Source organism: Actinosynnema sp. NPDC004786, from assembly GCF_053601135.1.
In genome coordinates this window covers 1-24,531 of record NZ_JBSGBG010000016.1, presented here as the reverse complement: position 1 = coordinate 24,531, position 24,531 = coordinate 1, and the positions used below count along the sequence as shown (strand labels likewise).

Annotated in this window: 26 protein-coding genes; 20 read left to right on the top strand and 6 right to left on the bottom strand. The window is 73.0% G+C overall.

The window, feature by feature from the left end:
• Positions 1 to 72 precede the first annotated feature (72 nt).
• The 5 genes from ACWEFJ_RS16540 to ACWEFJ_RS16520 are packed head-to-tail and all read left to right on the top strand — an operon-like array spanning position 73 to position 4,024.
• On the top strand, positions 73 to 1,197 hold the full coding sequence (locus ACWEFJ_RS16540) for an acyl-CoA dehydrogenase family protein (RefSeq protein ID WP_449714218.1): 1,125 nt from the start codon (positions 73 to 75) through the stop codon (positions 1,195 to 1,197).
• On the top strand, positions 1,197 to 2,204 hold the full coding sequence (locus ACWEFJ_RS16535; RefSeq protein WP_449714217.1) for a s-methyl-5-thioribose-1-phosphate isomerase: 1,008 nt from the start codon (positions 1,197 to 1,199) through the stop codon (positions 2,202 to 2,204). The genes ACWEFJ_RS16540 and ACWEFJ_RS16535 overlap by 1 nt, the downstream gene beginning before the upstream one ends.
• Positions 2,197 to 2,862, top strand: coding sequence for an acireductone synthase (gene mtnC / locus ACWEFJ_RS16530; protein ID WP_449714216.1), 666 nt, complete (start codon positions 2,197 to 2,199; stop codon positions 2,860 to 2,862). The genes ACWEFJ_RS16535 and mtnC overlap by 8 nt, the downstream gene beginning before the upstream one ends.
• Positions 2,859 to 3,446 (top strand): methylthioribulose 1-phosphate dehydratase, encoded by a 588-nt coding sequence (gene mtnB / locus ACWEFJ_RS16525; RefSeq protein WP_449714215.1) that lies wholly within the window; start codon positions 2,859 to 2,861, stop codon positions 3,444 to 3,446. The genes mtnC and mtnB overlap by 4 nt, the downstream gene beginning before the upstream one ends.
• Before the next feature lie 5 nt (positions 3,447 to 3,451).
• Positions 3,452 to 4,024 (top strand): 1,2-dihydroxy-3-keto-5-methylthiopentene dioxygenase, encoded by a 573-nt coding sequence (locus ACWEFJ_RS16520; RefSeq protein WP_378089639.1) that lies wholly within the window; start codon positions 3,452 to 3,454, stop codon positions 4,022 to 4,024.
• Here the strand turns inward: ACWEFJ_RS16520 and ACWEFJ_RS16515 are convergent.
• Positions 3,999 to 4,607, bottom strand: coding sequence for an HD domain-containing protein (locus ACWEFJ_RS16515; protein WP_449714214.1), 609 nt, complete (start codon positions 4,605 to 4,607; stop codon positions 3,999 to 4,001). The two genes, ACWEFJ_RS16520 and ACWEFJ_RS16515, sit on opposite strands and share 26 nt — an antisense overlap.
• 253 nt (positions 4,608 to 4,860) lie before the next feature.
• Between ACWEFJ_RS16515 and ACWEFJ_RS16510 the strand changes: the two genes are divergently transcribed.
• From ACWEFJ_RS16510 to ACWEFJ_RS16490, 5 genes are all read left to right on the top strand, one after another.
• Complete coding sequence (locus tag ACWEFJ_RS16510; protein WP_449714213.1) at positions 4,861 to 5,649, top strand: hypothetical protein; 789 nt, start codon at positions 4,861 to 4,863, stop codon at positions 5,647 to 5,649.
• Positions 5,650 to 5,845: 196 nt separating this feature from the next.
• Positions 5,846 to 7,633, top strand: a complete 1,788-nt coding sequence (ctaD, locus tag ACWEFJ_RS16505; RefSeq protein WP_378089645.1) for an aa3-type cytochrome oxidase subunit I — start codon at positions 5,846 to 5,848, stop codon at positions 7,631 to 7,633.
• Between the two features lie 90 nt (positions 7,634 to 7,723).
• Positions 7,724 to 8,950, top strand: a complete 1,227-nt coding sequence (serB, locus tag ACWEFJ_RS16500) for a phosphoserine phosphatase SerB (protein ID WP_378095248.1) — start codon at positions 7,724 to 7,726, stop codon at positions 8,948 to 8,950.
• 14 nt (positions 8,951 to 8,964) lie between these two features.
• Positions 8,965 to 9,645, top strand: a complete 681-nt coding sequence (locus ACWEFJ_RS16495) for a peptidyl-tRNA hydrolase (protein WP_378095277.1) — start codon at positions 8,965 to 8,967, stop codon at positions 9,643 to 9,645.
• Between the two features lie 30 nt (positions 9,646 to 9,675).
• Positions 9,676 to 11,085, top strand: coding sequence for a phospholipase D-like domain-containing protein (locus tag ACWEFJ_RS16490; RefSeq protein WP_449714212.1), 1,410 nt, complete (start codon positions 9,676 to 9,678; stop codon positions 11,083 to 11,085).
• 135 nt (positions 11,086 to 11,220) lie between these two features.
• On the opposite strand, the gene ACWEFJ_RS16485 is transcribed toward ACWEFJ_RS16490, so the two are convergent.
• From ACWEFJ_RS16485 to xrtP, 3 genes are all read right to left on the bottom strand, one after another.
• Entirely contained in the window at positions 11,221 to 13,155 is a 1,935-nt protein-coding gene (locus tag ACWEFJ_RS16485) for an ATP-dependent DNA helicase (RefSeq protein ID WP_378095279.1), read from the bottom strand.
• Between the two features lie 215 nt (positions 13,156 to 13,370).
• A complete protein-coding gene (locus ACWEFJ_RS16480; protein ID WP_378095252.1) occupies positions 13,371 to 14,729 on the bottom strand; it encodes a glycosyltransferase family 2 protein in 1,359 nt (452 codons plus the stop codon).
• Entirely contained in the window at positions 14,726 to 15,244 is a 519-nt protein-coding gene (xrtP, locus tag ACWEFJ_RS16475; protein ID WP_378095254.1) for an exosortase P, read from the bottom strand. The genes ACWEFJ_RS16480 and xrtP overlap by 4 nt, the downstream gene beginning before the upstream one ends.
• A gap of 268 nt (positions 15,245 to 15,512) precedes the next feature.
• Between xrtP and ACWEFJ_RS16470 the strand changes: the two genes are divergently transcribed.
• From ACWEFJ_RS16470 to ACWEFJ_RS16460, 3 genes are all read left to right on the top strand, one after another.
• Positions 15,513 to 16,265: a choice-of-anchor P family protein gene (locus tag ACWEFJ_RS16470; protein WP_378095256.1), complete on the top strand. Its 753-nt coding sequence runs from the start codon at positions 15,513 to 15,515 to the stop codon at positions 16,263 to 16,265.
• A 252-nt stretch (positions 16,266 to 16,517) separates the two neighbouring features.
• Positions 16,518 to 17,681, top strand: a complete 1,164-nt coding sequence (gene wecB, locus ACWEFJ_RS16465; RefSeq protein WP_378095260.1) for a non-hydrolyzing UDP-N-acetylglucosamine 2-epimerase — start codon at positions 16,518 to 16,520, stop codon at positions 17,679 to 17,681.
• Between the two features lie 130 nt (positions 17,682 to 17,811).
• Positions 17,812 to 18,474 (top strand): hypothetical protein, encoded by a 663-nt coding sequence (locus ACWEFJ_RS16460; protein ID WP_378095262.1) that lies wholly within the window; start codon positions 17,812 to 17,814, stop codon positions 18,472 to 18,474.
• Between the two features lie 173 nt (positions 18,475 to 18,647).
• Here ACWEFJ_RS16460 and ACWEFJ_RS16455 read toward each other — a convergent pair whose 3' ends face one another.
• Together ACWEFJ_RS16455 and ACWEFJ_RS16450 are read right to left on the bottom strand one after the other, a co-directional pair.
• On the bottom strand, positions 18,648 to 19,217 hold the full coding sequence (locus tag ACWEFJ_RS16455) for an isochorismatase family protein (RefSeq protein ID WP_378095264.1): 570 nt from the start codon (positions 19,215 to 19,217) through the stop codon (positions 18,648 to 18,650).
• A gap of 13 nt (positions 19,218 to 19,230) precedes the next feature.
• A complete protein-coding gene (locus ACWEFJ_RS16450) occupies positions 19,231 to 20,505 on the bottom strand; it encodes a nicotinate phosphoribosyltransferase (RefSeq protein WP_449714211.1) in 1,275 nt (424 codons plus the stop codon).
• A 76-nt stretch (positions 20,506 to 20,581) separates the two neighbouring features.
• On the opposite strand from ACWEFJ_RS16450, the gene clpS reads away from it, so the two are divergent.
• The 7 genes from clpS to ACWEFJ_RS16415 all read left to right on the top strand — a co-directional run bounded on the left by clpS (position 20,582) and on the right by ACWEFJ_RS16415 (position 24,426).
• Positions 20,582 to 20,881 carry an ATP-dependent Clp protease adapter ClpS gene (gene clpS / locus ACWEFJ_RS16445; protein ID WP_053717098.1) on the top strand — a complete coding sequence of 100 codons (300 nt, stop codon included), beginning with the start codon at positions 20,582 to 20,584 and terminating at the stop codon, positions 20,879 to 20,881.
• Positions 20,878 to 21,435, top strand: coding sequence for a DUF2017 domain-containing protein (locus tag ACWEFJ_RS16440; RefSeq protein ID WP_378095266.1), 558 nt, complete (start codon positions 20,878 to 20,880; stop codon positions 21,433 to 21,435). The genes clpS and ACWEFJ_RS16440 overlap by 4 nt, the downstream gene beginning before the upstream one ends.
• Positions 21,435 to 21,992, top strand: a complete 558-nt coding sequence (locus tag ACWEFJ_RS16435) for a P1 family peptidase (RefSeq protein WP_378095268.1) — start codon at positions 21,435 to 21,437, stop codon at positions 21,990 to 21,992. Before ACWEFJ_RS16440 ends, ACWEFJ_RS16435 begins: the two co-directional genes overlap by 1 nt.
• A gap of 89 nt (positions 21,993 to 22,081) precedes the next feature.
• Complete coding sequence (locus ACWEFJ_RS16430) at positions 22,082 to 22,603, top strand: DUF2231 domain-containing protein (RefSeq protein ID WP_449714210.1); 522 nt, start codon at positions 22,082 to 22,084, stop codon at positions 22,601 to 22,603.
• Positions 22,604 to 22,655: 52 nt separating this feature from the next.
• A complete protein-coding gene (locus tag ACWEFJ_RS16425; RefSeq protein ID WP_073889135.1) occupies positions 22,656 to 23,111 on the top strand; it encodes a Mov34/MPN/PAD-1 family protein in 456 nt (151 codons plus the stop codon).
• A 71-nt stretch (positions 23,112 to 23,182) separates the two neighbouring features.
• Positions 23,183 to 23,455 (top strand): MoaD/ThiS family protein, encoded by a 273-nt coding sequence (locus tag ACWEFJ_RS16420; protein ID WP_378095273.1) that lies wholly within the window; start codon positions 23,183 to 23,185, stop codon positions 23,453 to 23,455.
• Positions 23,456 to 23,475: 20 nt separating this feature from the next.
• Positions 23,476 to 24,426 carry a PLP-dependent cysteine synthase family protein gene (locus ACWEFJ_RS16415; RefSeq protein ID WP_449714209.1) on the top strand — a complete coding sequence of 317 codons (951 nt, stop codon included), beginning with the start codon at positions 23,476 to 23,478 and terminating at the stop codon, positions 24,424 to 24,426.
• The last annotated feature ends 105 nt before the right edge of the window (positions 24,427 to 24,531 follow it).

Sequence of the window (24,531 nt, the reverse complement as noted above, 5' to 3'; positions counted from 1 at the left end):
ACGCTCAGCCCGCCGCCCGCGCCGGCGATTAGGCTCGCCTGCTGGGACGCGGACGAGCGGGAGGCAGGGCGCATGACGAGCACCGATGGTCGGCGGAAGTGGCTGACCGTCGCCGAGGAGCTGGCCGAGGCGCTGCGGGTGGACGCGGCGGAACGGGACCGGCGCGGTGCGGAGCCCGTGGCCGAGGTGGAGGCGCTGCGGCGGTCCGGGTTGCTGACCGTCGCCGACTGGGGCACGCAGCAGGCCGTGACCCGGGTCGTCGGCGCGGCCGACGCCAACGTCGGCCACCTGCTCGGCTACCACTACCTCCAGGTCTGGCGCAGCGGCCTGTTCGACAACCCCGCGTTCGACGCGGGCGACAACCTGTTCTGGGCCGGGGTCAGCAACCCGCTGGACGCCGCCCTGGAGCTGCGGCCCGTGACCGGCGGGTTCGAGGTGTCCGGGCGCAAGACGTTCGCCACCGGCGCGTCGGTCGCCGACCGGCTCGTGGTCAGCGCCACCCGCACCGACACCGGCGGCAAGGTGACCTTCACCCTCGACGCGAAGGCCGCCGGCATCACCTACGCCGGCGACTGGGACAACATCGGCCAACGCCTCACCGCCAGCGGCGGCGTCGTGTTCGACCGCGTCCACGTGCCGGAGGAGCAGGTCCTGGGCGCGCACGACGAGAACGACCAACGCCTGTCGCTGGCCGCGCTCGGCTTCCAGGCCGTGCTGGCCCAGCTGTACGTGGCGATGGCCGAGGGCGCGCTGGCCGAGGCCGCCCGCTACACCCGCACGACCACCCGCCCGTGGTTCCTCAGCGGCGTGGACAGCGCCACCGCCGACCCGTACATCCTCGCCGCCTACGGCGAGCTGGTGGCCGAGACGCAGGCCGCCGGCCTCCTCGCCGACCACGCCTCCGACCGGCTGGACCGGGCCAGTGCCCGCGGCGCCGCGCTGACCGCCGACGAACGCGCCGACACCGCCGCCGCCATCTCGTCGGCCAAGGTCGTCGCGACCAGGGTCGCCAACCAGACCACCAGCCGGGTGTTCGAGCTGTGCGGCGCGCGCGCCACCGCCGCCGGCTACGCCTTCGACCGGTTCTGGCGCAACGCCCGCACGCTCACCCTGCACGACCCCGTGTCGTACAAGGCCCGCGAGGTCGGCGCGCACTACCTGACCGGCGAGCGCGCCCCGCTGACCGGGTACAGCTGATGGAGCCGTTGCTCGCGCGCAGCGTGCGCCTGGAGGACGACGGCGTGCACGTGCTCGACCGGCGCAACTTCCCGTTCGAGAAGACGTGGGTGCGGTGCGCCACGGTCGCCGAGGTCGCCAAGGCCATCGAGGACATGGTCACCCAGTCCTCCGGGCCGTACTTCGCCGCGCTGTACGGCATGGTGCTGGCCGCCCGGGAGGCCCGCGGCCTGCCGCGCGACGAGGCCCGCGCCCGCCTCGACCGGGCGGGCCGGCTCCTGGTCGAGACCCGGCCCACCAACAACCACCTGCGCAAGGCGGTCGCCGCGGTGCTCGCGGGCGTGGACGCGCACGACGACCTCGAAGCCGGGGCGCTGGCCGGCGCGGAGGCGGGGGACCGGCGCTACCGCGACCGCAGCCGCCGGCTCGGCACGCACACCGCCGAGCTGCTGCCCGACGACGGCGCGGTGCTCACGCACTGCTGGGCCGACCTGTACCTGACCGAGACCGTCACCGCCGCCCGCGCGATGGGCAAGCGCTTGCGGTTCGTCTGCACGGAGACCCGCCCGTACCTCCAGGGCGCCCGGCTCACCGCGGAGACGCTGGGGGAGATGGGCGTGGACACCACCCTCATCACCGACGGCATGGGCGCGGCCGTCATGTCCACCGGCGACGTGGACGTGCTGCTCACCGCCGCCGACCGGGTCACCATGGACGGGCACGTGGTCAACAAGGTCGGCACGCTCGGCCTCGCGGTCGCCGCGCACGCGTTCGACGTGCCGTTCCTGGCCATGGTGCAGGCCCCGGACCGCCTGGCCCCGACCGCCGCCGACGTGCCCATCGAGCACCGGCCGGGCGACGAGGTGCGGCACACGCTGGGCCGCCGCACGGCCACCGACCGCGCCCGGGGCCTGTACCCGGCGTTCGACGTGACGCCGCCGCGGTTCGTGACGCAGGTGGTGACCGACCGCGGTGCGTACGCTCCGCACGGGTTGGCCGATTACTACGTTGGGGACGTTCATGACTAAGTGGGTCGTGCTGGACATCGAGGGCACGCTCAGCGCCACCGACCAGGTCCTGGTCACGCTGTACGACTACGCCCGGCCGCGCCTGGGCCCGTGGCTCGACGCGCACGCCGACGACCCGGCCGTGGTCGAGGCCGTGGCGCAGATCCGCGAGCTGTCCGGTGTGGACGGCGGCACGGACGAGCTGGTGCGCGTGCTGCACGGCTGGATGGACGCCGACCGCAAGGCCACCCCGCTCAAGACGTTGCAGGGCCTGATCTGGCAGCGCGGCTACGCCGTGGGCGACCTGGTGGCCGAGTTCTTCCCGGACGTGGTCCCGGCGCTGCGCCGGTGGCACGCGGACGGCGTGCGGCTCGCCGTGTTCTCGTCCGGCTCGGTGGCGGGCCAGGTGGCGTTCTTCGCCCACACCACCGACGGCGACCTCACGCCGCTGTTCGAGCACCACTTCGACACCGCCAACGCCGGCCCGAAGCGCGAGGCCGGGTCCTACCTCAAGATCGCCTCCGTGCTCGGCTCGACCGACATCACGTTCTACTCCGACGTGCCCGCCGAGCTGGACGCCGCCGCCGAGGCCGGCTGGGCGACGGTGGGCGTGGCGCGCCCCGGCGAGCCCTACGGCGACGCCGACTTCGGCCCGCACCGGACGGTGCGGGCCCTGTGACGCCCGGCGAGGCGCTGGCCGCCGAGTGCGCCCGGTACACCGCGATGGGCTGGATGCGCGGCACGTCGGGCAACCTGTCCGTGGTCGTGGACCGCGACCCGCTGCGGCTCGCGGTGACCGTCAGCGGCAAGGACAAGGGCGAGCTGACCCCCGACGACGTGGTGCTGGTCGACGCCGAGGGCCGCACCGACGACCCGGTGCGCGTGCCGTCGGCCGAGGCGAGCCTGCACGGGCGGATCGCGGCGGTGTCCGGCGCGGGCGCGGTGGTGCACGTGCACGCCCTCGCGCCCGTGGTCGCGGGCGAGCTGTGGCCCGACGGCGTCGAGCTGCGCGACCTGGAGATGCTCAAGGGCTTCGGCCGCCGGGCGCACGACGACGTGGTCGTCGTCCCCGTGGTGCCGAACAGCCAGGACATGAAGGTGCTGGGCGACGCGTTCGAGGCCGGTTACGCCGAGGACGTGCCCGCCTTGATCGTGGCCCGGCACGGGGTGTACGTGTGGGGTGAGGACCTCTACCAGGCGCGGCACCGGCTGGAGTGCCTGGAGTGGCTGCTCCGCTTCAAGGCCGAAACCCACAGGAGGTAGGCGCGATGACGTTGCTGACCGTGTGGTCGGACACCGACCCGGGGACCGCTCTGGTGCGCACCGCCGACCCCGCCGAGATCGCGGTGGAGCTGAAGCAGCTCGGCGTCCGCTACGAGCGGTGGCCGGTGGCGCCGGGGGTGACGAAGGAGAACGCCTTGGAGGTCTACGCCGAGCAGGTCGCCCGGGTGACGGAGACCGAGGGCTACACCCTGGTCGACGCGATGGAGATGACGCCGTCGGACGACCCGGAGTGGCTGGAGTCGGCGGGGCAGGCGCGGCTGAAGTTCCTGGCCGAGCACACCCACGACGACGACGAGGACCGGTTCTTCGCGCGCGGCGCCGGCGTGTTCTACCTGCACGTCAACGGGCGCGTGCACGCGGTGCTGTGCGAGGCGGGCGACCTGCTGAGCGTGCCGGCGAACACCACCCACTGGTTCGACATGGGCACCCGGCCCGACTACGTGTCGATCCGGTTCTTCCACGACGACGACGGCTGGGTCGGCAACTTCACCGGCAGCGAGATCGCCAAGGCGTTCCCGACGTTCGACGCGCTCATGGCGGGTCACCGAGCGAGCTGAGCTCCGCCGCCAGGTTGGCCCTGGCGCGGTCCTCCCAGCGGGCGCGGGCGCGCGGCGTGACGTACAGCCGGTCGCGCCCGGCCAGCGACCGCAGCACGCGGGCGCGCCCGACCCGCCACGCGTCGTCCGGCACGTGCGCGTACTCGGCCCGCACGGCGGACCGGTACCGCTCGTAGGTCTCCGGGTCCGCGCCGAGGACGGCCAGGTCGGCGTCCAGCAGCAGGCACGTCAACGGGTCGTCCGAGGTGTGGTCCGCGGTGGCGAGCACCAGCCCGGCCACCGCGTCGGCCTCGGCCAGCCCGGCGAGCCGGGCCCGCGCCCACTCGGCGCTGCGGCGCTCGTCCTCGCCGGGGCGGCCGTCGTAGACGACGTCGTGCGCCAGGGCGGCGAGCGTGAGCACCGCGCGCTCCCGTGCCGTGCGGCCGTCGGCCTCGGCGAGCGCGTCGGCGTCGCGCACGACGGCCAGCGCGTGATCGGCGTCGTGGTAGCGGCGGTGCGGCTCGGCGTACCGCTCGACGAGGTCGCCGGGACCGTGCGTGCCGCCCAGCACGCGGACCGCCTCGTGCCAGCGCTCGGTCAGCATCGCACCCCCCACCGTGCCGGTCGCGCCGTCGTCGGACGCGTGCCTTGGATCGTGCCATCCCGGTGGCCGTGCGCCACGACCCGACAGCGGTGCGCACTGACGACGCCGAGCCGTTACCGATCGGTAACGTCACCACCGCATAACGAATGGACCGCAACCCGGGTCATCTGAATGGGCTACATCGATAGAGGGACAGCCGGTGTAGTTCGATCCCCCGGTCAGCCCTCGACACCTGCGGAGCAGCACCATGCGCATGACCTCCCGTCGCCTGTTCGGAGCAGCGACCCTCCTGGCCCTGGGCGCCTCCGGCCTCCTGGGCGGCACCGCCACGGCGTCCCCTTCCGGCGGCACCCCGGCCGCGGGGGACGACCGCGCCGTCCCGCACGCCAAGAACCTGGAGTGGAACCACGAGAACGCGTGCGCCAGGGCGGGCCTGGCCGGGCAGGCGTTCGACGAGGAGGGCACGCCGACCCTGCCGAGCACCCAGACCGACACCCACGTCACGATCACGGGCGGCCTGGAGGGCTACACCGTGACGGGCGTCGTGGTGAAGGGCGGCGACGGCTACAACGTCTACTTCACGACCCCGCCGGAGGGCACGAAGCCGCTCGGCGACCTGCCGTGGGAGGGCCTGCACTCGCCGCTCAACCCGAACGGCAAGCCGGCGGGCATCAGCCACTGGTTCTTCTGCGCCGAGAAGACCACGTCGGAGGAGCCCGGCGGGGAGAACCCCGGCGGCGAGAACCCGGGTGGTGAGAACCCGGGCGGGGAGAACCCCGGTGGTGAGAACCCGGGCGGCGAGAACCCCGGCGGGGAGAACCCCGGTGAGGAGACGGAGGAGGTCACGCCGACCTCCACGACGTCCGTCGCGGTCACCCCGACCAGCACCTCCGCCCCGGTCGCGGCGCCCGTCGCCGACGACAACGACCTGGCCAACACCGGTTTCGACGGCGGCTGGCTGCTCGTCGTCGGCCTCGGGCTGGTCGCCGCGGGCGCGGCGTTCGTCGCCTCGCCGAAGCTGCGCGGCCTGCTGCGCCGCTGACCCCGCCGCCGCACAGGGCCGCCCCCGCACCCCCGCGGGGGCGGCCCTCGGCGCTCACGACGGTTGTGACCTGCGCTACCTCACTTGATCCAGGGGCCGGCCCAGCGCAGACCCCCGGAACGCAGCCGTCTACGATCCGATGAGCCGGCGGCGCCACCCGCCGGCGAAGCCAGAACCAGACAGTGCAGGAGGCACCGTGACGGCCGTAGCCCCGCAGCCGATCGCAACGCGGCCCTTCGGGACTCGCCAGGCGGTCAAGGGTTCGTTCCTGCTGCGGATGTTCCGCACCACGGACCACAAGCAGATCGGGATCATGTACCTGGTCACCTCGTTCGCCTTCTTCATGGTGGGCGGCGCGATGGCCATGCTGATGCGGACCGAGCTGGCCCGACCGGGCATGCAGTTCCTGTCGCAGGAGCAGTTCAACCAGCTCTTCACCATGCACGGCACGGTGATGCTGCTGCTGTACGCGACGCCCATCGTCTTCGGGTTCGCCAACTTCGTCCTGCCGCTGCAGATCGGCTCGCCGGACGTGGCGTTCCCGCGCCTGAACGCCTTCTCGTACTGGCTGTACCTGTTCGGCGGCCTGATCGTGATGGCGGGCTTCCTCACGCCGGGTGGCGCGGCCGACTTCGGCTGGTTCGCCTACACCCCGCTGTCGAACGCCATCCACTCGCCCGGCGTCGGCGCCGACCTGTGGATCTCCGGCCTGGTCGTCGGTGGTCTCGGCACCATCCTCGGCGCGGTCAACATGATCACCACCGTGGTGTGCCTGCGCGCGCCCGGCATGACCATGTTCCGCATGCCGATCTTCACCTGGAACATCCTGGTGACCTCGGTGCTCGTGCTGCTGGCGTTCCCGATCCTGACCGCCGCGCTGCTGGGCCTGCTGGCCGACCGCCACCTGGGCGCCCACGTGTTCGACCCGGCCAACGGCGGCGTGATCCTCTGGCAGCACCTGTTCTGGTTCTTCGGCCACCCGGAGGTCTACATCGTCGCGCTGCCGTTCTTCGGCATCGTGTCGGAGATCTTCCCGGTGTTCAGCCGCAAGCCGATCTTCGGCTACAACGGCCTGGTCTACGCGACGCTGGGCATCGCGGCGCTGTCCGTGGCGGTGTGGGCGCACCACATGTACGCCACCGGCGCGGTGCTGCTGCCGTTCTTCGCGTTCATGACGTTCCTGATCGCCGTGCCGACCGGCATCAAGTTCTTCAACTGGATCGGCACGATGTGGAAGGGGCAGCTGACGTTCGAGACGCCCATGCTGTTCAGCATCGGCTTCATCGTCACGTTCCTCTTCGGCGGCCTGTCCGGTATCCTGCTGGCCGCGCCGGCGATCGACTTCCACGTGTCGGACACGTACTTCGTCGTCGCGCACTTCCACTACGTGCTCTACGGCACGATCGTGTTCGCCACCTTCGCGGGCATCTACTTCTGGTTCCCGAAGATCACCGGCCGGATGATGGACGAGCCCCTGGGCAAGCTCCACTTCTGGACCACGTTCCTCGGCTTCCACGCCACGTTCCTGGTGCAGCACTGGCTGGGCAACGAGGGCATGCCGCGCCGGTACGCGGACTACCTGCCCAGCGACGGCTTCACCACGCTGAACACGATCTCCACGATCGGCGCGTACATCCTGGGCGCGTCCACGCTGCCGTTCATCTGGAACGTGTTCAAGAGCTACCGCTACGGCGAGACCGTGCACGTGGACGACCCGTGGGGCTTCGGCAACTCGCTGGAGTGGGCCACCTCGTGCCCGCCGCCGCGGCACAACTTCACCGAGCTGCCCCGCATCCGCTCCGCCCGCCCGGCCTTCGAGCTGCACTACCCGCACATGATCGAGCGGCTGCACAGCGAGGCGCACGTGACGTTCACCGGCAAGGCGATCGCGCACGAGGACGCCCCGAAGGCCCCGTCCGAGGCGGCCGCCGCCGCTGTGCAATCCGGCACAGCGTCGGAAGGGACCGAGGGCGACCACAAGTAGCGCTTGTAACCTGGACGCAGGTTCACCGGCGAGCCCCGACGACCGTCCCCGGTCGCCGGGGCTCGCCGCTGTCTGGCATAGGAGCCATCAGTGACCAAGCCCAGCGCCACACCCGTCCTGATCACGGTCACCGGACCGGACAAGCCCGGGGTGTCCTCGGTGCTGTTCGCGGTGCTGACCAGGCACGGCGTGGAGATCCTCGACGTCGAGCAGGTCGTCATCCGCGGCCGGTTGGTGCTCGGCGTGCTCGTCTCGGCCGAGCACGACCCGGAAGGGCTCCAGGAGGCCGTCGAGCAGGCCATGGCCACGGTGTCCATGCAGGTCGAGGTGGAGATCGGCGCGGACTCCCGGCGGACGGCGCGGCTGGAGTCGAGCCACGTGCTGATCCTGCTCGGCCGCCCGGTCACGGCCCGCGCGTTCACCGAGGTGGCGCGGCGGCTGGCCGCGCTCGGCGTGAACATCGACGCCATCCGGGGCGTGGCCGACTACCCCGTGACCGGCCTGGAGCTGCGGGTGTCCGTGGCCGCCGACACGCCCGAGAGCGACGCGCAGCTCCGCTCGGCGCTCGCCGAGGTGGCGGTGCGCGGCGGGCTGGACGTCGCGGTGGAGCGGGCCGGGCTGACCCGGCGGGCCAAGCGGCTGGTGGTGTTCGACGTCGACTCCACGCTCATCCAGGGCGAGGTGATCGAGATGCTGGCCGCGCACGTCGGGGTGGAGCCGCAGGTCAAGGAGATCACCGACGCGGCCATGCGGGGCGAGCTGGACTTCACCGAGTCGCTGCGGCGGCGGGTGGCGCTGCTGGAGGGCCTGGACGAGGCCGTGCTGGACGAGGTCGCGGCGTCGCTGGAGCTGACGCCCGGCGCGCGCACGACCGTGCGCACGCTGAAGCGGCTCGGGTTCCGCTGCGGCGTGGTGTCCGGCGGGTTCACCCGGGTGATCCGGCGGCTGGTGGACGAGCTGGGGCTGGACTTCTGCGCGGCCAACGAGCTGGAGGTCGTCGACGGCAGGCTGACCGGCCGCGTCGTCGGCGAGGTGGTGGACCGGGCGGGCAAGGCCGAGGCGCTGCGGCGGTTCGCCGACGAGCAGGGGATCACGCTCGCCCAGACGGTCGCCGTCGGCGACGGCGCGAACGACATCGACATGCTCGGCGCGGCCGGGCTGGGCATCGCGTTCAACGCCAAGCCGGCGTTGCGGGAGGTCGCGGACACCGCGCTGTCGCACCCGTTCCTGGACGCGGTGCTGTTCGTGCTCGGCGTGACCCGGGCCGAGGTGGAGGCCGCGGACGCGGCGGACGGTCTGGAGCTGAACCGGCTGTGAACCCGATCCTGCGGATGCTGGTGGACCGGCACTACGCGACCGACGAGGAGGACCCGGCGTCGGTGCGCGCCATGCCGGTGGTGTTGCGGATCGAGCGGTCCGCGCCGCCGTCCCGGACCGACGTGCTGGAGGCCGCCGCGGCCGCCGCCATCGCGGTGTGCCTGGACGAGCGCGCCCTGCCCGGCGGCGAGTGGCACGACGAGCTGGTGGCGTGGGTGCGCGGCCGGATCCGGAAGGTGTCGCGGCGGGCGCGGGGCGCGCACTGGGAGGCCGTGCAGGCGTTGCCCGGCGTGACGATCACGGTCGGCGGCGCGTCGGTGCGGGCGTTCGTTCCGGGGCGGGTGGCCGACCTGCCGAAGGAGCTGAGCCGGTTGCAGATCTCGGGCAGCGAGCTGCCGCCCGACACACCCGGCCCGGTGCCCGCCGGCGCGTACGAGCTGTGGCTGAACCCGCGGGTGGAGATGACGGCGGGCAAGGCGGCGGCCCAGGTCGGGCACGCGTCGATGCTGCTGGCGCCGCACCTGTCCGAGGCGGAGCTGAAGGAGTGGGCCGCGCTGGACTACCGGTGCGCCGTCCGGACGCCGTCGGCCGCGGACTGGGACGCGCTGGTGGCGCGGCCGGACGTCGTGCTGGTGCGCGACGCCGGGTACACGGAGGTCGCGCCCGGCACCGCGACGGTGGCGGTCAACGTTTGATCCGTCGCATATGCGGCAATCATCCCCGGCGTGGGCCTGTTGGACGTGCTCGACGCCAAACTCGGCGACGGACTGGAGAGCGTGCTGTGCGCGCACCACGCCCGGCGGTTGCGCAAGCTGGGCTGGGGCGAGGCGTTCGCGGGGGAGGCGGGCTGGTGGACGCCCCGCCGCCCGGTGCGGACGGGCAACCGGGTCGAGGTGCTGGTGGACGGGCACGAGGTGCTGCCCGCCATCGAGTCGGCCATCGCGTCCGCGCGCAAGTCGGTGCACCTGGCGGGCTGGTGCGCCAGCCCGGACTTCCGGCTGACCCGTGAGCCGGGCTCGCCGACGCTGCGCGAGCTGCTGGCGTCGGCGGCGGAACGGGTGCCGGTGCGCGTGCTGCTGTGGGCCGGGCCGCCGGTGCCGATGTTCGAGCCGACGCGCAAGCGGGTGCTGGCGAGCAAGCGCGAGTTCGTCCGCGACAGCGCGGTGCGGTGCGAGATCGACGCGCGGGAGCGGACGCTGCACTGCCACCACGAGAAGATCGTCGTGGTGGACGACGAGGTGGCGTTCGTCGGCGGCATGGACCTGACCGCGGTCGAGGGCGACCGGCACGACAAGCCGTCCCACCCGGTCCGCCGGCCGCTGGGGTGGCACGACATCGGCACCCGGCTGCGCGGCCCGATCGTCACGGACGTCGCCGAGCACTTCCGGCAGCGCTGGCAGGAGATCGCGGGGGAGGCGCTGCCGCCGGTCGCGCCGCCCGCGCCGGCGGGCTCGTCGTCGGCGCAGCTCGTGCGGACGATCCCGGAGCGCACCTACGACTTCATCCCGCGCGGCGAGTTCAGCCTGCTCGACTCGTACCTGCGGGCGTTGCGCTCGGCGGAGCGCCTGGTCTACCTGGAGAACCAGTTCCTCTGGTCGCCGGAGGTGACGGAGGTGCTGCTGGCGAAGCTGCGCACCCCGCCGCACCCGGACTTCCGCGTCGTGCTCGTGCTGCCGCGCAAGCCCAGCAACGGCGCCGACACGACCCGCGGCCAGCTCGGCCGGCTGCTGGACGCCGACGACGGCAACCACCGCCTGGTGGCCGCCACCCTCGCCTCGCACGACGGTGAGACGTCGTCCTCGGTCTACGTGCACGCCAAGCTGGCGATCGTGGACGACCGCTGGCTGAGCGTCGGCTCGGCCAACCTGAACGAGCACTCGCTGTTCAACGACACCGAGGTCAACGTCGTCACCGACGACCCGGCCGTGGCCCGCGACACCCGCCTGCGCCTGTGGTCGGAGCACCTGCAACGCCCGCTGTCCGACGTCTCGGGCCCGGCGCACGAGGTCGTGGACACCCTGTGGCGCCCCACCCTGACCTCGCCCGGCAAGCACCGCCTGACCGCCCTGCCGGGCGTATCCCGCCGCGCCGGCCGCCTCCAAGGCCCCCTGCGCGGCCTCCTCGTCGACGGCTGACCCCCGCGTGTCCTACGTCCAGAACGCGCGTGTCCTACGTCCAGAACGCGTGAGTCCTACGTTCGGAACGCGTGAGTCGTACCTTCAGGACACCTGAATTCAACGCTCGGAACGCGCCACCTGCGGAAACACCCGTCACTTGCTCGCCGCGTCGAGGCGCTTCAACGCCGCCCGCACGACCTCCGGGTCGTACGTCGTCCAGAACGGCGGCAGCGAGGCACGCAGGAACCCGCCGTAACGGGCCGTCGCCAGCCGCGGGTCGAGGATCGCCACCACGCCCTTGTCGTTCATCGACCGCAGCAGCCGCCCCGCGCCCTGCGCCAACAGCAACGCCGCGTGCGTCGCCGCCACGGTGAGGAACCCGTTGCCACCCCGCGACTCCACGGCCTTCTGCCGCGCCGACGCCAACGGGTCGTCCGGCCGCGGGAACGGGATGCGGTCCATCACGACGAGTTGCAACGCCGACCCCGGCACGTCCACGCCCTGCCACAGCGACAGGGTGCCGAACAGGCACGTCCGCGCGTCCTCGGCGAACCGCTTCACCAACTGCCCGGTGGCGTCGTCACCCTGGCACAGCACCGGGTACTCGACCTTGCCCCGCAACGCCTCCGCCGCCGCCTTCGCCGCGCGCATCGAGGAGAACAGCCCCAACGTGCGCCCGCCCGCCGCGTTGACCAGGCCCTCCAGCTCGTCCACATAGGACGGCGGCAGCCCGTCGCGCCCCGGCGGCGGCAGGTGCCGCGCCACGTACAGGATCCCGCTGCTGCCGTGCTCGAACGGCGAGCCGACGTCCAGCCCCTGCCACCGCGGGCCGCCCAGGTCCGACGGCGGCTCCTTGTCCGTCGCCGTCCCCTCCGCCTTGCGCGCCGCGGACGACGTCGGCAGCCCCCACTGCCGCGCCAACGTGTCGAACGTGCCGCCCAGCGTCAACGTCGCCGACGTCAGGATCGTGGTCCGCTTCCCGAACAACCGCTCCCGCAGCAGCCCGCCGACCCCCAACGGCGCGACCCGCAGCGACGGCGGCTTGTTGCGGTCCGCGAAGTCGCCCGACACCCACACCACGTCGTGGTCGTCGTCGAACGCCTCCAGCATCCGCGTCGCGCAGTCGTGCACGTCGTCCAGCAGCGACAACGCCAGCTTCCGCGACGTCGCGCCGTCCACGTCCTCCTTGCGCTCCGGCCCCAGCGACGTGATGCACGCGTGCGCCGCGTCCTTCGTCGCCCGCAACGCGCCGGCCAACGCCTGCGGCAGGCTGTCGAGCCGTCCCGGCGGCAGCTCCTCCAGGATCATCGCCAGGCCGTCGCTCGCCTCGGCCATCCGGTCGGCCACGCCCTGGTCGATGAGCCGCCCGCACCGCCGCGCGGCCGTGGCGACCAGGGACGCGCTCAGCTCCTCCGTGGCCACCGACGTGACGCGGTCGACCAGGTCGTGCGCCTCGTCGATCACCACCACGTCGTGGTCGGGCAGGACCTGGTAGCCCTCCAGCGCGTCCACGGCGAGCATCGCGTGGTTGGTCACCACGACGTCCGCCTTGCCGGCCTCGGCACGGGCCTTCTCGGCGAAGCAGTCCGTGCCGATGGGGCACTTGTTCACGCCCAGGCACTCACGCGCGGTCACCGAGACCTGGCGCCACGCCTGGTCCGTGACGCCGGGCACCAGCTCGTCGCGGTCACCGGTCTCCGTGTCGGACGACCACTCGTGCAGGCGCTTGATCTCGCGGCCCATCTTGGACACCGCGAAGGGGTCGAACAGGCCGGCGTCCTCGGGTTCGTCGGGCGCGCCCGTGTGCAGGCGGTGCATGCACAGGTAGTTGCGGCGTCCCTTGAGGATGGCGAACCGCGGCTCGCGGCCCAGCTCCTTGCGCAACGCCTTGGCGAGCCGGGGCAGGTCGCGGTCCACGAGCTGGCGCTGCAACGCGATCGTGGCGGTGGAGATGACGACCGTGGACTCCTCGGCGACCGCGTGCCGCAGGGCCGGGACCAGGTAGGCGAGCGACTTGCCGGTGCCCGTGCCCGCCTGGACGGCCAGGTGCTCGCCGGTGCGGATGGCGCGCTCGACCGCCTCGGCCATCTCGACCTGGCCCTGCCGTTCGGCTCCGCCCACCGCCTCCACGGCGACGGCGAGCAACGTCCTGGTGTCGGGGATCGCGGTGGTGGCGGGCACGGCGAAGACCGTACCCGCCCGCCCCGCCACCGTGGTCCGGACACCCCAAGGCGTCCTGAGCGTTGAACTCGGGTGTCCTGAACGTAGGACACGCGCGTTCTGGAGGTAGGACACGCGCGTGGTCAGTGGTCGAGGGCGACCTCGCCGGTGGTGCGCTCGGTGTTCCGGCGGGTCTTGGCCCAGCCGTTGCGGCCACGCGCCAGGCGCACGACCGCCCGCCACGACGTGATGTAGAAGGTGTAGATGTAGAGCGCGTACACCAGGCCGTACGAGAAGGCCCGCGGCCAGGTGGTCGAGGGTTCGCAGCGGAGCCGGTACACCGGACCCCACAGGACGAACGGCAGCAGGCCGAACATGCCGTACACGGTGAACAGGACCCACGCGCCGTCGGCGAACCACGCCCACACCTCGCCGGGCGCGGTCGCCACCCGGTGCCCCAGCAGGACCACCGGCACGGGGTAGACCAGCGTCCCGAGCAGCTGCATCCACGGCTGGGCCAGGTAGTACATGATCTCCGCCGCCCCCGCGGTCGACAGGTGCGGCGAGTCCCAGATCCGCCGCACGTACCGCAGGCACTGCATCGTCCCCTGCCCCCACCGCGTCCGCTGCGCGAGGAACCGCCGCAGGCTGTAAAGCCCTTCCTGCCGCACGTGCGTGTCCATCGTGAACCCGGTCCGCCACCCGGCGGTCAGCAGGTGCACCCCCAGCTCGAAGTCCTCCAGCAACGACCCCCGCCACGGCCGCCCGGCCGGTCCCGCGACCGCGTCCAGCGCCGACAGCCGGGTGAACTGCCCGTTGCCGCCCAGCGAGATCGTCCCGGTCACGCCCCGCGACAGCTGGATCGCCGCGATCGCCGTCCGGAACTCCAGGTCCTGCATCCGCACCAGCAGGTCGCCGAGCAGCCCGCGCCACCGCGGCACCCCGGCCTGCCGCACGCCCGCGTTCACCATCCGCACGTCCACCTGCACCGCGCCCACCGCCGGGTCGCCGAACAGGTGCGCCGCCGCGCACACGTCCAGGCAGTTCGGCGCGGGCCGCCCGTCCGCGTCGACCACGACGACCACCGCGCGGTCGGCGTCGGCGTGCCGTCCCATCCACAGCTTCAACGTCCGGTACGCGTCGTTGAGCGCGTCGCCCTTCCCGGTCCGCGCGTACGGCCGACGCCTCCGCACGAGGTGGGTGTTCCGATCGTCGCCGAACCCGCGCACGACCGCCGCCGTGCCGTCGTCCGAGTCGTCGTCCACCACCCACACGTGCGCGATGGGGAACGTCGTGCGCAGATAACGCACGGTGTCGCCGATGACGGCTTCCTCGTCCCGGCACGGCACCACGAAGTGCCACTCGAAGTCGGCGGCCGACCCGACGGCCCCCGGCCGGTACCGCAGGTACGGCACGACGATCAGGAACACGTACGTCAGGAACGCGACGCTCATCGTCAACGCCAGCGCCTGCGTGAACCCCAGCAGGACGTCCAGGCTCATCGCCGCGTCGCCAACCACACGAACGCCACCAGCGCCGCCGCCCCGCCGAACACGCTCACCAGCGAGCCGAGCAGCGTGTGGCCCCAGTGGTAGCCGGTGTCCACGCCCAGCCACCCGACCAGCGCCACCAACGTGAGCACCCGCAGCTGGTTGACCACGACCACCGCCACGACGGCCACCGCCAGCGCGAACAGCACCCGCCGCGTGATCCGGGGCCGCAGCGCGATCATCACCGCGCCCACCGCGAGCAGCGGCACGACCAGGAACGCCGACGTGCACTCCGGCGTCATCCGCAGGCCGAGCGGCGCGTCGGAGCCGAGCCCGAAGTAGACGGTCTGCCGAGCCGTCACGACCTCCACGCCGTCGACGCCGATCAGGCCGAGCAGGAACCCGGACAGCACGACCTCCGCCGTGCGGTAGGCACGGTGAGCTACCACGAGGCCGGCGGCGGCCACGACCAGTGCGGCGACGATCACCCGGTTGAGGTGTTCGGTGCGGGGCACGGCAAACGCCACTGGACGAATCCTTTCCTTCGATCGGGGATCGCCCGATAGGGGCTGCGTGGTGGTCATCGGACGCCCGTCCGGCGAACCTCACCCCCGGAACGTGTGACAAGTCGCGGCGAATTGAGGTGGCAGACCCACGTTCGGTGGGTGCAGTTGGGCGAAACGAGTGGACAGGCTCCCCCTTTACGGTCAGCAACCCTTAATCCGACGGACGTAAAGCCGATAGGGGCATTTGCCTGACAAACCGTTGTGCGAAAGGAGTTCCATGCGTGTCCGAATGACACGTCTCGCCCCCGCGGCCGGACTGGTCGCCGTCGCGGCGATGCTGCTCGGCGCCGCGCCCGCCTCGGCGGCCCCCGGCGACGCCTCCTCGTACGGGGCCCGGCTCGACCTGGCGCTGCCCGTCGGCGGCGCGGTGACGGCCGGCCCGTTCGCCGCCGCCACCGCGGACGGCCCCACCACCAACACGTTCGCCGGTCTGGACGTGCCGCAGGTCGTCAAGAGCGGCGTGCTCACCACGTCCGCCTCGCGCGACGACAAGACCGGCGCGGTCACCTCCCGCGCGAGCACCGCCGACGTCCGGCTCGACCTGCTCCGGCTCGCCCTCGGCGACGTGTCCGCGGAACTGGTCGAAGCCGAGTGCTCGGCCACCCAGAAGGGCGTCACCGGCACGTCGACGCTCGCGGGGCTGCACCTCGGCCGGCTTGGCGGGCTGGAGGCCGAACCCGCCGCCAACACGACCGTCGACGTCGACCTCCTCGGCGTGGACGTGGCGAAGCTCGTGCTCAACGAGCAGGTCCGCAACCCCGACGGCAGCCTCACCGTCAACGCCTTCCACCTCACCCTGACCGGCGGCGAACTCGGCGGCGGCGACCTGGTGCTGTCGTCCGCGACCTGCGGTCCCGCGGGCCTGCCCATCCCGATGGCCTCGGGCGCGGGCCTGTGGATCGGCCTCGGCCTGCTCGCCCTGTTCGGCGTGCCCGTCGGCGCGGTGGCGCTGCGGCGCCGGCACGACCTCGCGGCGGTCTGACCGTGTACCGGGTCCCCGGCAGTGGAGTCGCGGTCGGCACGGGAGTCGGCTCGTTGGCCGCCACCGGCGCCGGAGTCGCGTGGTGGGTGGTGGCCGGTGTGGTGTTGCTGGTGGCCGGCCTCTTCCTGACCCACGCGTTCCGCAGGCGACGAGCGACAGCCGACGAGTAGCGCGCGTGCGCCCCGGAGCGCGCCCGCCCCCAGGCGCGCCCCGGGGCGCCGCACCCCATGGTCACCAGAGGAAAGGAGCAAGGTGAAGGAAGTCGTGCTGCTCGCGGGCACCCGGCCCGAAGCGGTGAAGATCGCACCGGTCGCGCTGGCGCTGGCCGACCACCCGGTGCTCCGGCCCGTCATCGTCCACAGCGGACAACACGCCGGCATGGTCGAGCAGGCGCTGGGCGCGTTCGGGCTCTTCGTGGACGTGGAGCTGGACGTGCCGCGGACCACCGGGGCGCAGGCCGAGCTGCTGGCCCGGCTGATCGCGGAGCTGGACCGGTTGCTGCGCAAGCGCGACCCGGCCGTCGTTCTCGTGCAGGGCGACACGACCACCGCGCTGGCGGGCGCGCTCGCCGCGTTCTGGCGCGGCATCCCCGTGGCGCACCTGGAAGCGGGCCTGCGCACCGGCGACCTCGCGGGGCCGTTCCCCGAGGAGGGCACCCGGCAGATGATCGCCCGGATCGCCACGCTGCACCTCGCGCCGACCGACGACGCCGCCGCCGCGCTCGTGCGCGAAGGCGTCGCCGACCACCGGATCGTGGTCACCGGCAACACCGTGGTCGACGCCGTGCAGCGGGTCGCCGCGGCCGACCGGCCCGCCCGCGACCCGGACCTCGCACGGCTGGAACGCGCGCTCGACGAGGGACCCGGGCGGCTGGTGCTGGCGACCGTGCACCGGCGGGAGTCGTGGGGCGAGCCGCTGGGACGCGTGCTGCGCGCCGTGCGGTCCATCGCCGACCGGCACCCCGACGTGCGCGTGCTGGCGCCGGTGCACCCGAACCCGCGGGTGCGCGCGGCGGCACGGGCCGTGCTCGGCGGGCACGACCGGATCGTGGTGACCGAACCGTTGGCCTACTCCGACCTCGTGCGCGCGTTGCGCCGGTCCGCGCTGGTGCTCACCGACTCCGGCGGCATCCAGGAGGAGGCGCCGACGTTCGGCGTGCCCGTGCTGGTGCTGCGGGACACCACGGAACGCGTCTCCGCGGTCGAGGCGGGCGGCGCGTGGCTGGTCGGGACCGACCCGATCCGGATCGTGGCCGAGGCGGGCTGGGTGCTCGGCGCGCGGCTGCGCCTGCCGCTCGGGCACAACCCGTTCGGCGACGGGCGGGCCGCTGCCCGCGTGCGCGGCGCGTTGGAGCGGCTCGTGGGGCTGCCGAACGACTTCTCCGCGGCGCCGCTGCCGGTCCGCATCCCGTGCTGACGACGGAAGGACCATCACTCGATCAGGTATCGGTCGTCCACGGCCGGGTGATGTGGCGGTCCGGATCATCGGCTCGTGGCCGTGACGGTTCGATAGTCCTGTCGTTCCGGAGAAGCAGGAGGACGACACGATGAAGCAGATCGGGGCACGCCGGGTCGGCGCCGTGGTCGCGGCGCTCGCTCTCGGCCTGGCCGTCGCCGCGCCGCCGGCGTGGGCGGCCAACCCGGCGGGGGTGGCGTCGGTGGGCTCCGCCGACTTCACCAAGGACGGCACCAGGGTGACCGTGCCGCCGCTCGCGCCGTGCTCGGTGCACGGCCCGACGTCCGGCTCGACCGAGGCGGTGGCGCGCACGGGCGTCCGGTTCGGCGCCGGCTCCTCGTCGTGCACCACGGCGGTGGTGGACCCCGGCAGCGGCACGACGCGGTCGACGTCCGAGGCGGTGGGCACGGAGTTCGAGCTGTCGGCGCTGGTGTCGGCGGGCGGGCCGCGGCTGCGGGTGGCCCGGTGGAAGATCACCTGCGTGGGCACCGAGTCGGGCACGACCGCGGGCTGGGCGGCGGACGGCCTGCAGGGCTTCGCGGGGCTGCCCGACGAGATCCACCCGAACTACGTGCACGAGGTCAAGGCGGGCGACGGCACGGTGCTGGCGACCGCGACGTTCGGCGAGACCATCCCGCCGAACCCGAACGACGGCAGCATCGGGATGAACCTGCTGCACCTGCGGTTCACCGACGCCTCCGGCGTGACCGGCGACGTGGTCCTGGGCGCCACCGCCTGCTCCCCCACCCCCTGACCCACGCGTGTCCTACGTCCAGAACGCGTGAGTCCTACGTTCAGAACGCGTGTGTCCTACGTTCAGAACGCGTGAGTCCTACGTTCGGGACACCCGAGTTCAACGCTCGGAACACGCGACCCGCGCGTCCGGACGCCCCGGCGGCCATGCCCCGGGACGTCCGGACGCGGGCGTCAGCCGACCCGGGGCGTGCCCGTCAGCGCCACCCCGGCCCCGTCGAGCTGCGCCAACGCGGTGTCCACGGTCGCCCGCGCCACGCCCGCCGTCAGGTCCAGCAGCACGGTCGTGGCGAACCCGGCGTCCACCGCGTCCAACGCCGTCGCCCGCACGCAGTGGTCGGTGGCGATGCCGACCACGTCCACCTGCGCCACGCCACGCGCCCGCAGCCAGTCCACGAGCCGCTCCCCGCCGCCGGACGCGCCCTCGAACCCCGAGTACGCCGCCGCGTGCGCGCCCTTGGAGAACACCGCCTCCACCGCCGTCACGTCCAGCTCGGGGTGGAACGACGCGCCGGGCGTCCCGGCGACGCAGTGCACCGGCCACGAGTCGACGAAGTCCGGCGTCTCGCTGAAGTGCGACCCCGGGTCCACGTGGTAGTCGCGGGTCGCCACCACGTGGTCGTACGACGAGGACGCGACGTGCGCCGAGATCGCCGCCGCCACGGCCGCGCCCCCGGCCACCGCCAGCGAGCCGCCCTCGCAGAAGTCGTTCTGCACGTCCACCACGATCAGCGCCTTGCTCATGGAACCCAGCCCCCTACAGGAAGGTCGTCGGAATCGCGGGCTCGCCGCGGGACAGCTTCAAACCCTCCCACGGCACGGTCACGAGGGCGGCACGCAACCGGTCGCGGCTCTGCGCCAACGTGTCCAGGCCGTCCACCCGCCGGCCGCCCCGGACCAGCGGCACGGCGAGCAGCCGGTCGTGCTCGCCCAGCTCCGGCTGCGCCTCGTGCGGGAACACGACCTCCTCCAACGCCGTCCCGGTCTCCTTGTGCCGCCGCAGCGCGCTCTTGCGCCCACCGCGCGACTCCTTGTGCGAGCTGCGCTTGGCCACCGGCCGCCCGTCCACCTCGACCAGCTTGTAGACCATGCCCGCGGTGGGCGCGCCGGACCCCGTGACCAGCGACGTGCCCACGCCGTACGCGTCCACCGGCTCGGCCCGCAGCATGGCGATCGAGAACTCGTCCAGGTCGCCCGACACGACGATCCGGGTGTTGCGCGCGCCCAGCGAGTCGAGCTGGTCGCGCGCCTGCCGCGCCAGCACGCCCAGGTCGCCCGAGTCGATCCGCACCGCGCCCAGCCCCGGCCCGGCGACCTCGACGGCGGTCTTGATGCCGTTGGTGATGTCGTAGGTGTCCACCAGGAGCGTCGTGTCCACGCCCAGCGCCTCGACCTGCGCCCGGAACGCCTCCTCCTCGGTGTCGTGCAGCAGCGTGAACGCGTGCGCGCACGTCCCGGCGGTCGGGATGCCGTGCCGCCGCGCCGCCTCCAGGTTCGACGTCGCGGTGAACCCGGCCAGGTACGCGGCCCGCGCCGCCGCCACCGCCGCCTCCTCGTGCGTGCGGCGCGACCCCATCTCGATCATCCGCCGGCCGTTGGCCGCGCCCACCATCCGCGCCGCCGCCGAGGCGATCGCGCTGTCGTGGTTGAGGATCGACAGGGCCAGCGTCTCCAGCACCACGCCCACGCCGAACGGGGCCCGCACGGACAGGATCGGCGAGCCGGGGAAGTACAGCTCGCCCTCGGGGTAGCCGTCCACGTCCCCGGTGAACCGGTAGTCGGCGAGCCACTGGAGCGTGGCGTCGTCCACCACGTTGGTGCGTTGCAGCAGCTCCAGGTCACTCTCGGTGAACGTGAAGTCGGTGATCGCGTCCAGCAGCCTGCCGGTGCCCGCCACCACCCCGTAGCGCCTGCCCTCCGGCAGTCGCCGGGCGAAGACCTCGAAGACGCACGGCCGGTCGGCGGTGCCGTCGCGCAGCGCCGCGGCGAGCATCGTCAACTCGTAGTGGTCGGTGAACAGCGACGTCGACATGCACGGAAGCCTAAGCGGTCCGAAACGGCGGCCCTGCGGGCTCCACCGCGGAGCGGAACATGACACCATTGGCGGTATGACCACGCCCGTCGAGCATGAGCGGACGCAGGTTGACCCAGCCGGCGAGGAGGTCCGCACCGAGGACCGCCCGTGGCAGACCCTGGTCTGGAACGACCCGGTGAACCTGATGTCCTACGTGACGTACGTGTTCCAGAAGCTGTTCGGCTACAGCCGCGACCACGCGACCAAGCTGATGCTGGACGTGCACCACAAGGGCAGGGCGATCGTGTCGTCGGGGACCAAGGACAAGGTGGAGGCCGACGTGGCCAAGCTGCACGCGGCCGGGCTCTGGGCGACCATGCAGCGTTCGTCGTGAAGAAGTGGACCCGCAGGGGTGACCAGGTGCTCGGCCGGTTCGACCGGCAGGAGGCCGCGGTGGTGCGCGGCCTGGTGAGCCAGATCCAGGACATGCTGCTGGCCCGTGCCGAGGAGGCGCCGCGGGACGAGCTGGCGGAGCTGACCGGCATCCGCACCGGGCCGTCCACGCCGCCCGACGACCCGATCCTGGGCCGGCTGCTGCCCGACTTCCACCGGCTCGACCCGGACGCGCCCGACCCGTCCGAGGTCGACTCGGCCAACGCGCTGCGGTCGCTGCACGAGCCCGAGCTGCTGGACCTGAAGACCGGGGTGGCGGCGGTGGTGCTGCGGACGTGCCCGCCGGACGGCGGCGAGGTGCGGCTGGCGCTGGAGCAGGCCGAGGCGTGGCTGTCGGCGTTGAACGACGTGCGGCTGGCGCTGGGCACGGCGCTGGACGTGCAGGAGGACATGCCCGACGAGCTGCCGCCGGACGACCCGCGGTCGCCGCACCTGGGCGTGTACCACTGGCTGACGTGGGTGCAGGAGACGCTGGTCGAAGCGGTCATGGACTGATGCTGGTCGGTCGCGCGCCGGGGGTGGCGGTGCTGCTCGCGCCGGACGGCGCGGTGGCCGGGGTGGACGTCCGGGGCGCGCCGGTCGGCACGCGGGAGCTGGACCTGCTGGACCCCTCGACGCTGGTGCGGCGGGTGCACGCGGTCGTGCTGGGCGGGCCGTCGGCGGTCGACGGGGTGGTGCGGTGGCTGGCGGAGCGGGGGCACGGGTTCGCGGTCGGCGCGCGGCCGTTCGAGGTGGTGCCGATCGTGCCGGCGGCGGAGGCCCTGGGGATGCCCGGGGGTGACGGTTACGCGGCGTGCGAGGCGGCGTCGGTGTCCGATGAGCGGGCGTTGGCGTTCGTCGGCGGGACGGCGGTGGGGCTCGTCGTGGTGGACGCCGAACTCGGGCCGGCGGAATGCCGAAGGGTCGCGATGTCGGCGCACGACGGGTTCGCGCGGGCCGGCGTGACCGTGCCGGCGACCGTGTTCGCGGTGGCCACCGGCCGCCCGACCGCCACCCCGCTGAACGACCTGTGCACCAGCGCCACCGACGCCCTCGAACGCGCGACGCCCTGACCCCTCCGCGTGAGTCCTACGTTCGGAACGCGAGTGTCCAACGTTCAGAACACCCGAATTCAACGCTCAGGAGCGGGTACCCGGTCGGCATGGGTGTGGAGAGGGCGTTGAGGTGGGTGCGGACCAGTCCGGCGGTCGACAAGGCGGCCGGGGCGTTGGCCGAGGCGGTGCCGGCGGCGCTGCGCCGCCGTGAGGTGACCGACCTGCTGCGCGCGCGGGCGCTGGGACGGCCGGTGCACCCGGCGGTCGTGGCGCTGCCCATCGGGCTGTACGCGGCGTCGGCGGCGTTGGACCTCATGCCCGGCAGCTCCCGCGCGGCACGGGCGGCGATCGGCGCGGGGCTCGCCCTCGCGCCCGCCGCCCTGGCGACCGAGCTGGCCGAGTACGGGACGTTGGACCAGGAGCAGCGGCGCACGGCCTTCGTGCAGCTCGCGGCCAACGCGGCGGCGAACGTGTGCTACCTCACGTCGTTCCGCCTCCGCGGCCACGGCTTCGGCGTGGTGGCCAGGGCCGTCTCGGCCCTCGGGCTCGCGGCACTGGGCGCGGGCGGGCTGCTGGGCGTCCGCGCGGTCGACCGGACGGCCGTTCGGGGCGTCCGCGAACCGGTGTAGTGCGGGTTCTCACACGGCGGGACGACTTCCCCCACCACGTAGGATGGTGGACGTGCTGGTGATTCGCCGTGACCTCGTGGACGCGATGGTGGCTCACGCCCGTCGTGACCACCCGGACGAGGCATGCGGGATCATCGCGGGCCCCGAGGGCTCCGACCGCCCGGAGCGGTTCATCGCGATGGACAACGCCGAGCGCTCGCCCACGTTCTACCGCTTCGACTCGATGGAGCAGCTGCGCGTCCACCGCGAGATGAGCGCGAACGACGAGGAGACGATCGTCGTCTACCACTCGCACACCGCGACGGAGGCGTACCCGTCCCGCACGGACATCTCCTACGCCAGCGAGCCGCAGGCGCACTACGTGCTCATCTCGACCCGTGACCCGGAGCAGCACGAGCTGCGCTCCTACCGGATCGTGGACGGCGTGGTGACCGAAGAGCCGGTCGAGGTCGTGGAGTCGTACATGTTCGCGCACACCGGCGCCGACGACACCCCCGACTGTCCCTGAGCCCTCCAGGTGCGCCCGCGCACCACTCGTGGCACCACTCTCACCAAACCCGGCTCCTCGGAGGTACCAGCATGGCCGTCACCGTCTCCATCCCCACGATCCTGCGCACCCACACCGGTGGGCAGAAGTCCGTCGAGGCCGCGGGCACCACGCTCGCGGAGGTCATCGACGACCTGGAGAGCAACCACGGTGGCCTGAAGCAGCGCCTGGTCAAGGAGGGCGCGCTCCACCGGTTCGTCAACGTCTACGTCAACGACGAGGACGTGCGGTTCGCGGGCGGCCTGGACGCCGCGGTCAAGGACGGCGACACCGTGACGATCCTCCCGGCCGTCGCGGGCGGCTGACCGATCCCGGAGGTCTGATCGTGGCCCGGTACGAGTCACTGCTCGACGCGGTCGGCGGCACGCCCCTGGTGGGGCTGCCCCGGCTGTCGCCGTCGAAGGACGTGCGGCTGTGGGCGAAGCTGGAGGACCGCAACCCGACCGGCTCCATCAAGGACCGCCCGGTCCTGATGATGATCGAGGAGGCCGAGCGGACCGGGGTGCTCACGCCGGGCTGCACGATCCTCGAACCGACGTCGGGCAACACCGGCATCGCCCTGGCCATGGCCGCCAAGCTCAAGGGCTACGGCCTGGTGTGCGTGATGCCCGAGAACACGTCCGCCGAGCGCAAGCAGCTGCTGCAGGCGTACGGCGCGCGGATCGTGTTCTCGCCCGCGGCGGGCGGCTCGAACCAGGCCGTGGCGCTGGCGAAGGAACTCGCCGCGCAGAACCCGGACTGGGTGATGCTGTACCAGTACGGCAACCCGGCCAACCCCGGCGCGCACTACCACGGCACCGGGCCGGAGATCCTCAAGGACCTGCCGACGATCACGCACTTCGTCGCGGGCCTGGGCACCACCGGCACGCTGGTCGGCGTCGGCCGGTACCTGCGCGAGCACAAGCCGGACGTGCAGGTCATCGCGGCCGAGCCGCGGTACGGCGAGCTGGTCTACGGCCTGCGCAACCTCGACGAGGGCTTCGTGCCGGAGCTGTACGACGCCGAGGTGCTGACCGGCCGCTACTCGGTCGGCTCGTACGACGCGCTGCGCCGCACCCGGCAGCTGCTGGAGGTGGAGGGCATCTTCGCTGGCATCTCCACCGGCGCGATCCTGCACGCGGCGCTGGCCGCGGCGGAGAAGGCGGCGGCGCGCGGCGAGTCGGCGGACGTGGCGTTCGTGGTCGCGGACGCGGGGTGGAAGTACCTGTCCACCGGCGCGTACGCGGGCACGCTGGACGAGGCGGCCGAACGGCTCGACGGCCACCTCTGGGCCTGAGCGCGGAGAAGGGGCGGGGACTTCATCAGCGCGGCGAGCCGGACCGCCGGCCGCATGTAGTCGCTGAACACCAGGAACGTGCCGCCGTACGGGCGGGTCGGGCCG

Excerpts from the sequence above, each read along its gene's own strand:
- ACWEFJ_RS16540 (WP_449714218.1), top strand. The coding sequence starts at position 73 with ATGACGAGCACCGATGGTCGGCGGAAGTGGCTGACCGTCGCCGAGGAG.
- ACWEFJ_RS16535 (WP_449714217.1), top strand. The coding sequence starts at position 1,197 with ATGGAGCCGTTGCTCGCGCGCAGCGTGCGCCTGGAGGACGACGGCGTG.
- mtnC (WP_449714216.1), top strand. The coding sequence starts at position 2,197 with ATGACTAAGTGGGTCGTGCTGGACATCGAGGGCACGCTCAGCGCCACC.
- ACWEFJ_RS16520 (WP_378089639.1), top strand. The coding sequence starts at position 3,452 with ATGACGTTGCTGACCGTGTGGTCGGACACCGACCCGGGGACCGCTCTG.
- ACWEFJ_RS16515 (WP_449714214.1), bottom strand. The coding sequence starts at position 4,607 with ATGCTGACCGAGCGCTGGCACGAGGCGGTCCGCGTGCTGGGCGGCACG.
- ACWEFJ_RS16510 (WP_449714213.1), top strand. The coding sequence starts at position 4,861 with ATGACCTCCCGTCGCCTGTTCGGAGCAGCGACCCTCCTGGCCCTGGGC.
- ACWEFJ_RS16495 (WP_378095277.1), top strand. The coding sequence starts at position 8,965 with ATGCTGGTGGACCGGCACTACGCGACCGACGAGGAGGACCCGGCGTCG.
- ACWEFJ_RS16485 (WP_378095279.1), bottom strand. The coding sequence starts at position 13,155 with ATGGCCGAGGCGGTCGAGCGCGCCATCCGCACCGGCGAGCACCTGGCC.
- ACWEFJ_RS16480 (WP_378095252.1), bottom strand. The coding sequence starts at position 14,729 with ATGAGCCTGGACGTCCTGCTGGGGTTCACGCAGGCGCTGGCGTTGACG.
- ACWEFJ_RS16470 (WP_378095256.1), top strand. The coding sequence starts at position 15,513 with ATGACACGTCTCGCCCCCGCGGCCGGACTGGTCGCCGTCGCGGCGATG.
- ACWEFJ_RS16460 (WP_378095262.1), top strand. The coding sequence starts at position 17,812 with ATGAAGCAGATCGGGGCACGCCGGGTCGGCGCCGTGGTCGCGGCGCTC.
- ACWEFJ_RS16455 (WP_378095264.1), bottom strand. The coding sequence starts at position 19,217 with ATGAGCAAGGCGCTGATCGTGGTGGACGTGCAGAACGACTTCTGCGAG.
- ACWEFJ_RS16450 (WP_449714211.1), bottom strand. The coding sequence starts at position 20,505 with ATGTCGACGTCGCTGTTCACCGACCACTACGAGTTGACGATGCTCGCC.
- clpS (WP_053717098.1), top strand. The coding sequence starts at position 20,582 with ATGACCACGCCCGTCGAGCATGAGCGGACGCAGGTTGACCCAGCCGGC.
- ACWEFJ_RS16435 (WP_378095268.1), top strand. The coding sequence starts at position 21,435 with ATGCTGGTCGGTCGCGCGCCGGGGGTGGCGGTGCTGCTCGCGCCGGAC.
- ACWEFJ_RS16430 (WP_449714210.1), top strand. The coding sequence starts at position 22,082 with ATGGGTGTGGAGAGGGCGTTGAGGTGGGTGCGGACCAGTCCGGCGGTC.
- ACWEFJ_RS16420 (WP_378095273.1), top strand. The coding sequence starts at position 23,183 with ATGGCCGTCACCGTCTCCATCCCCACGATCCTGCGCACCCACACCGGT.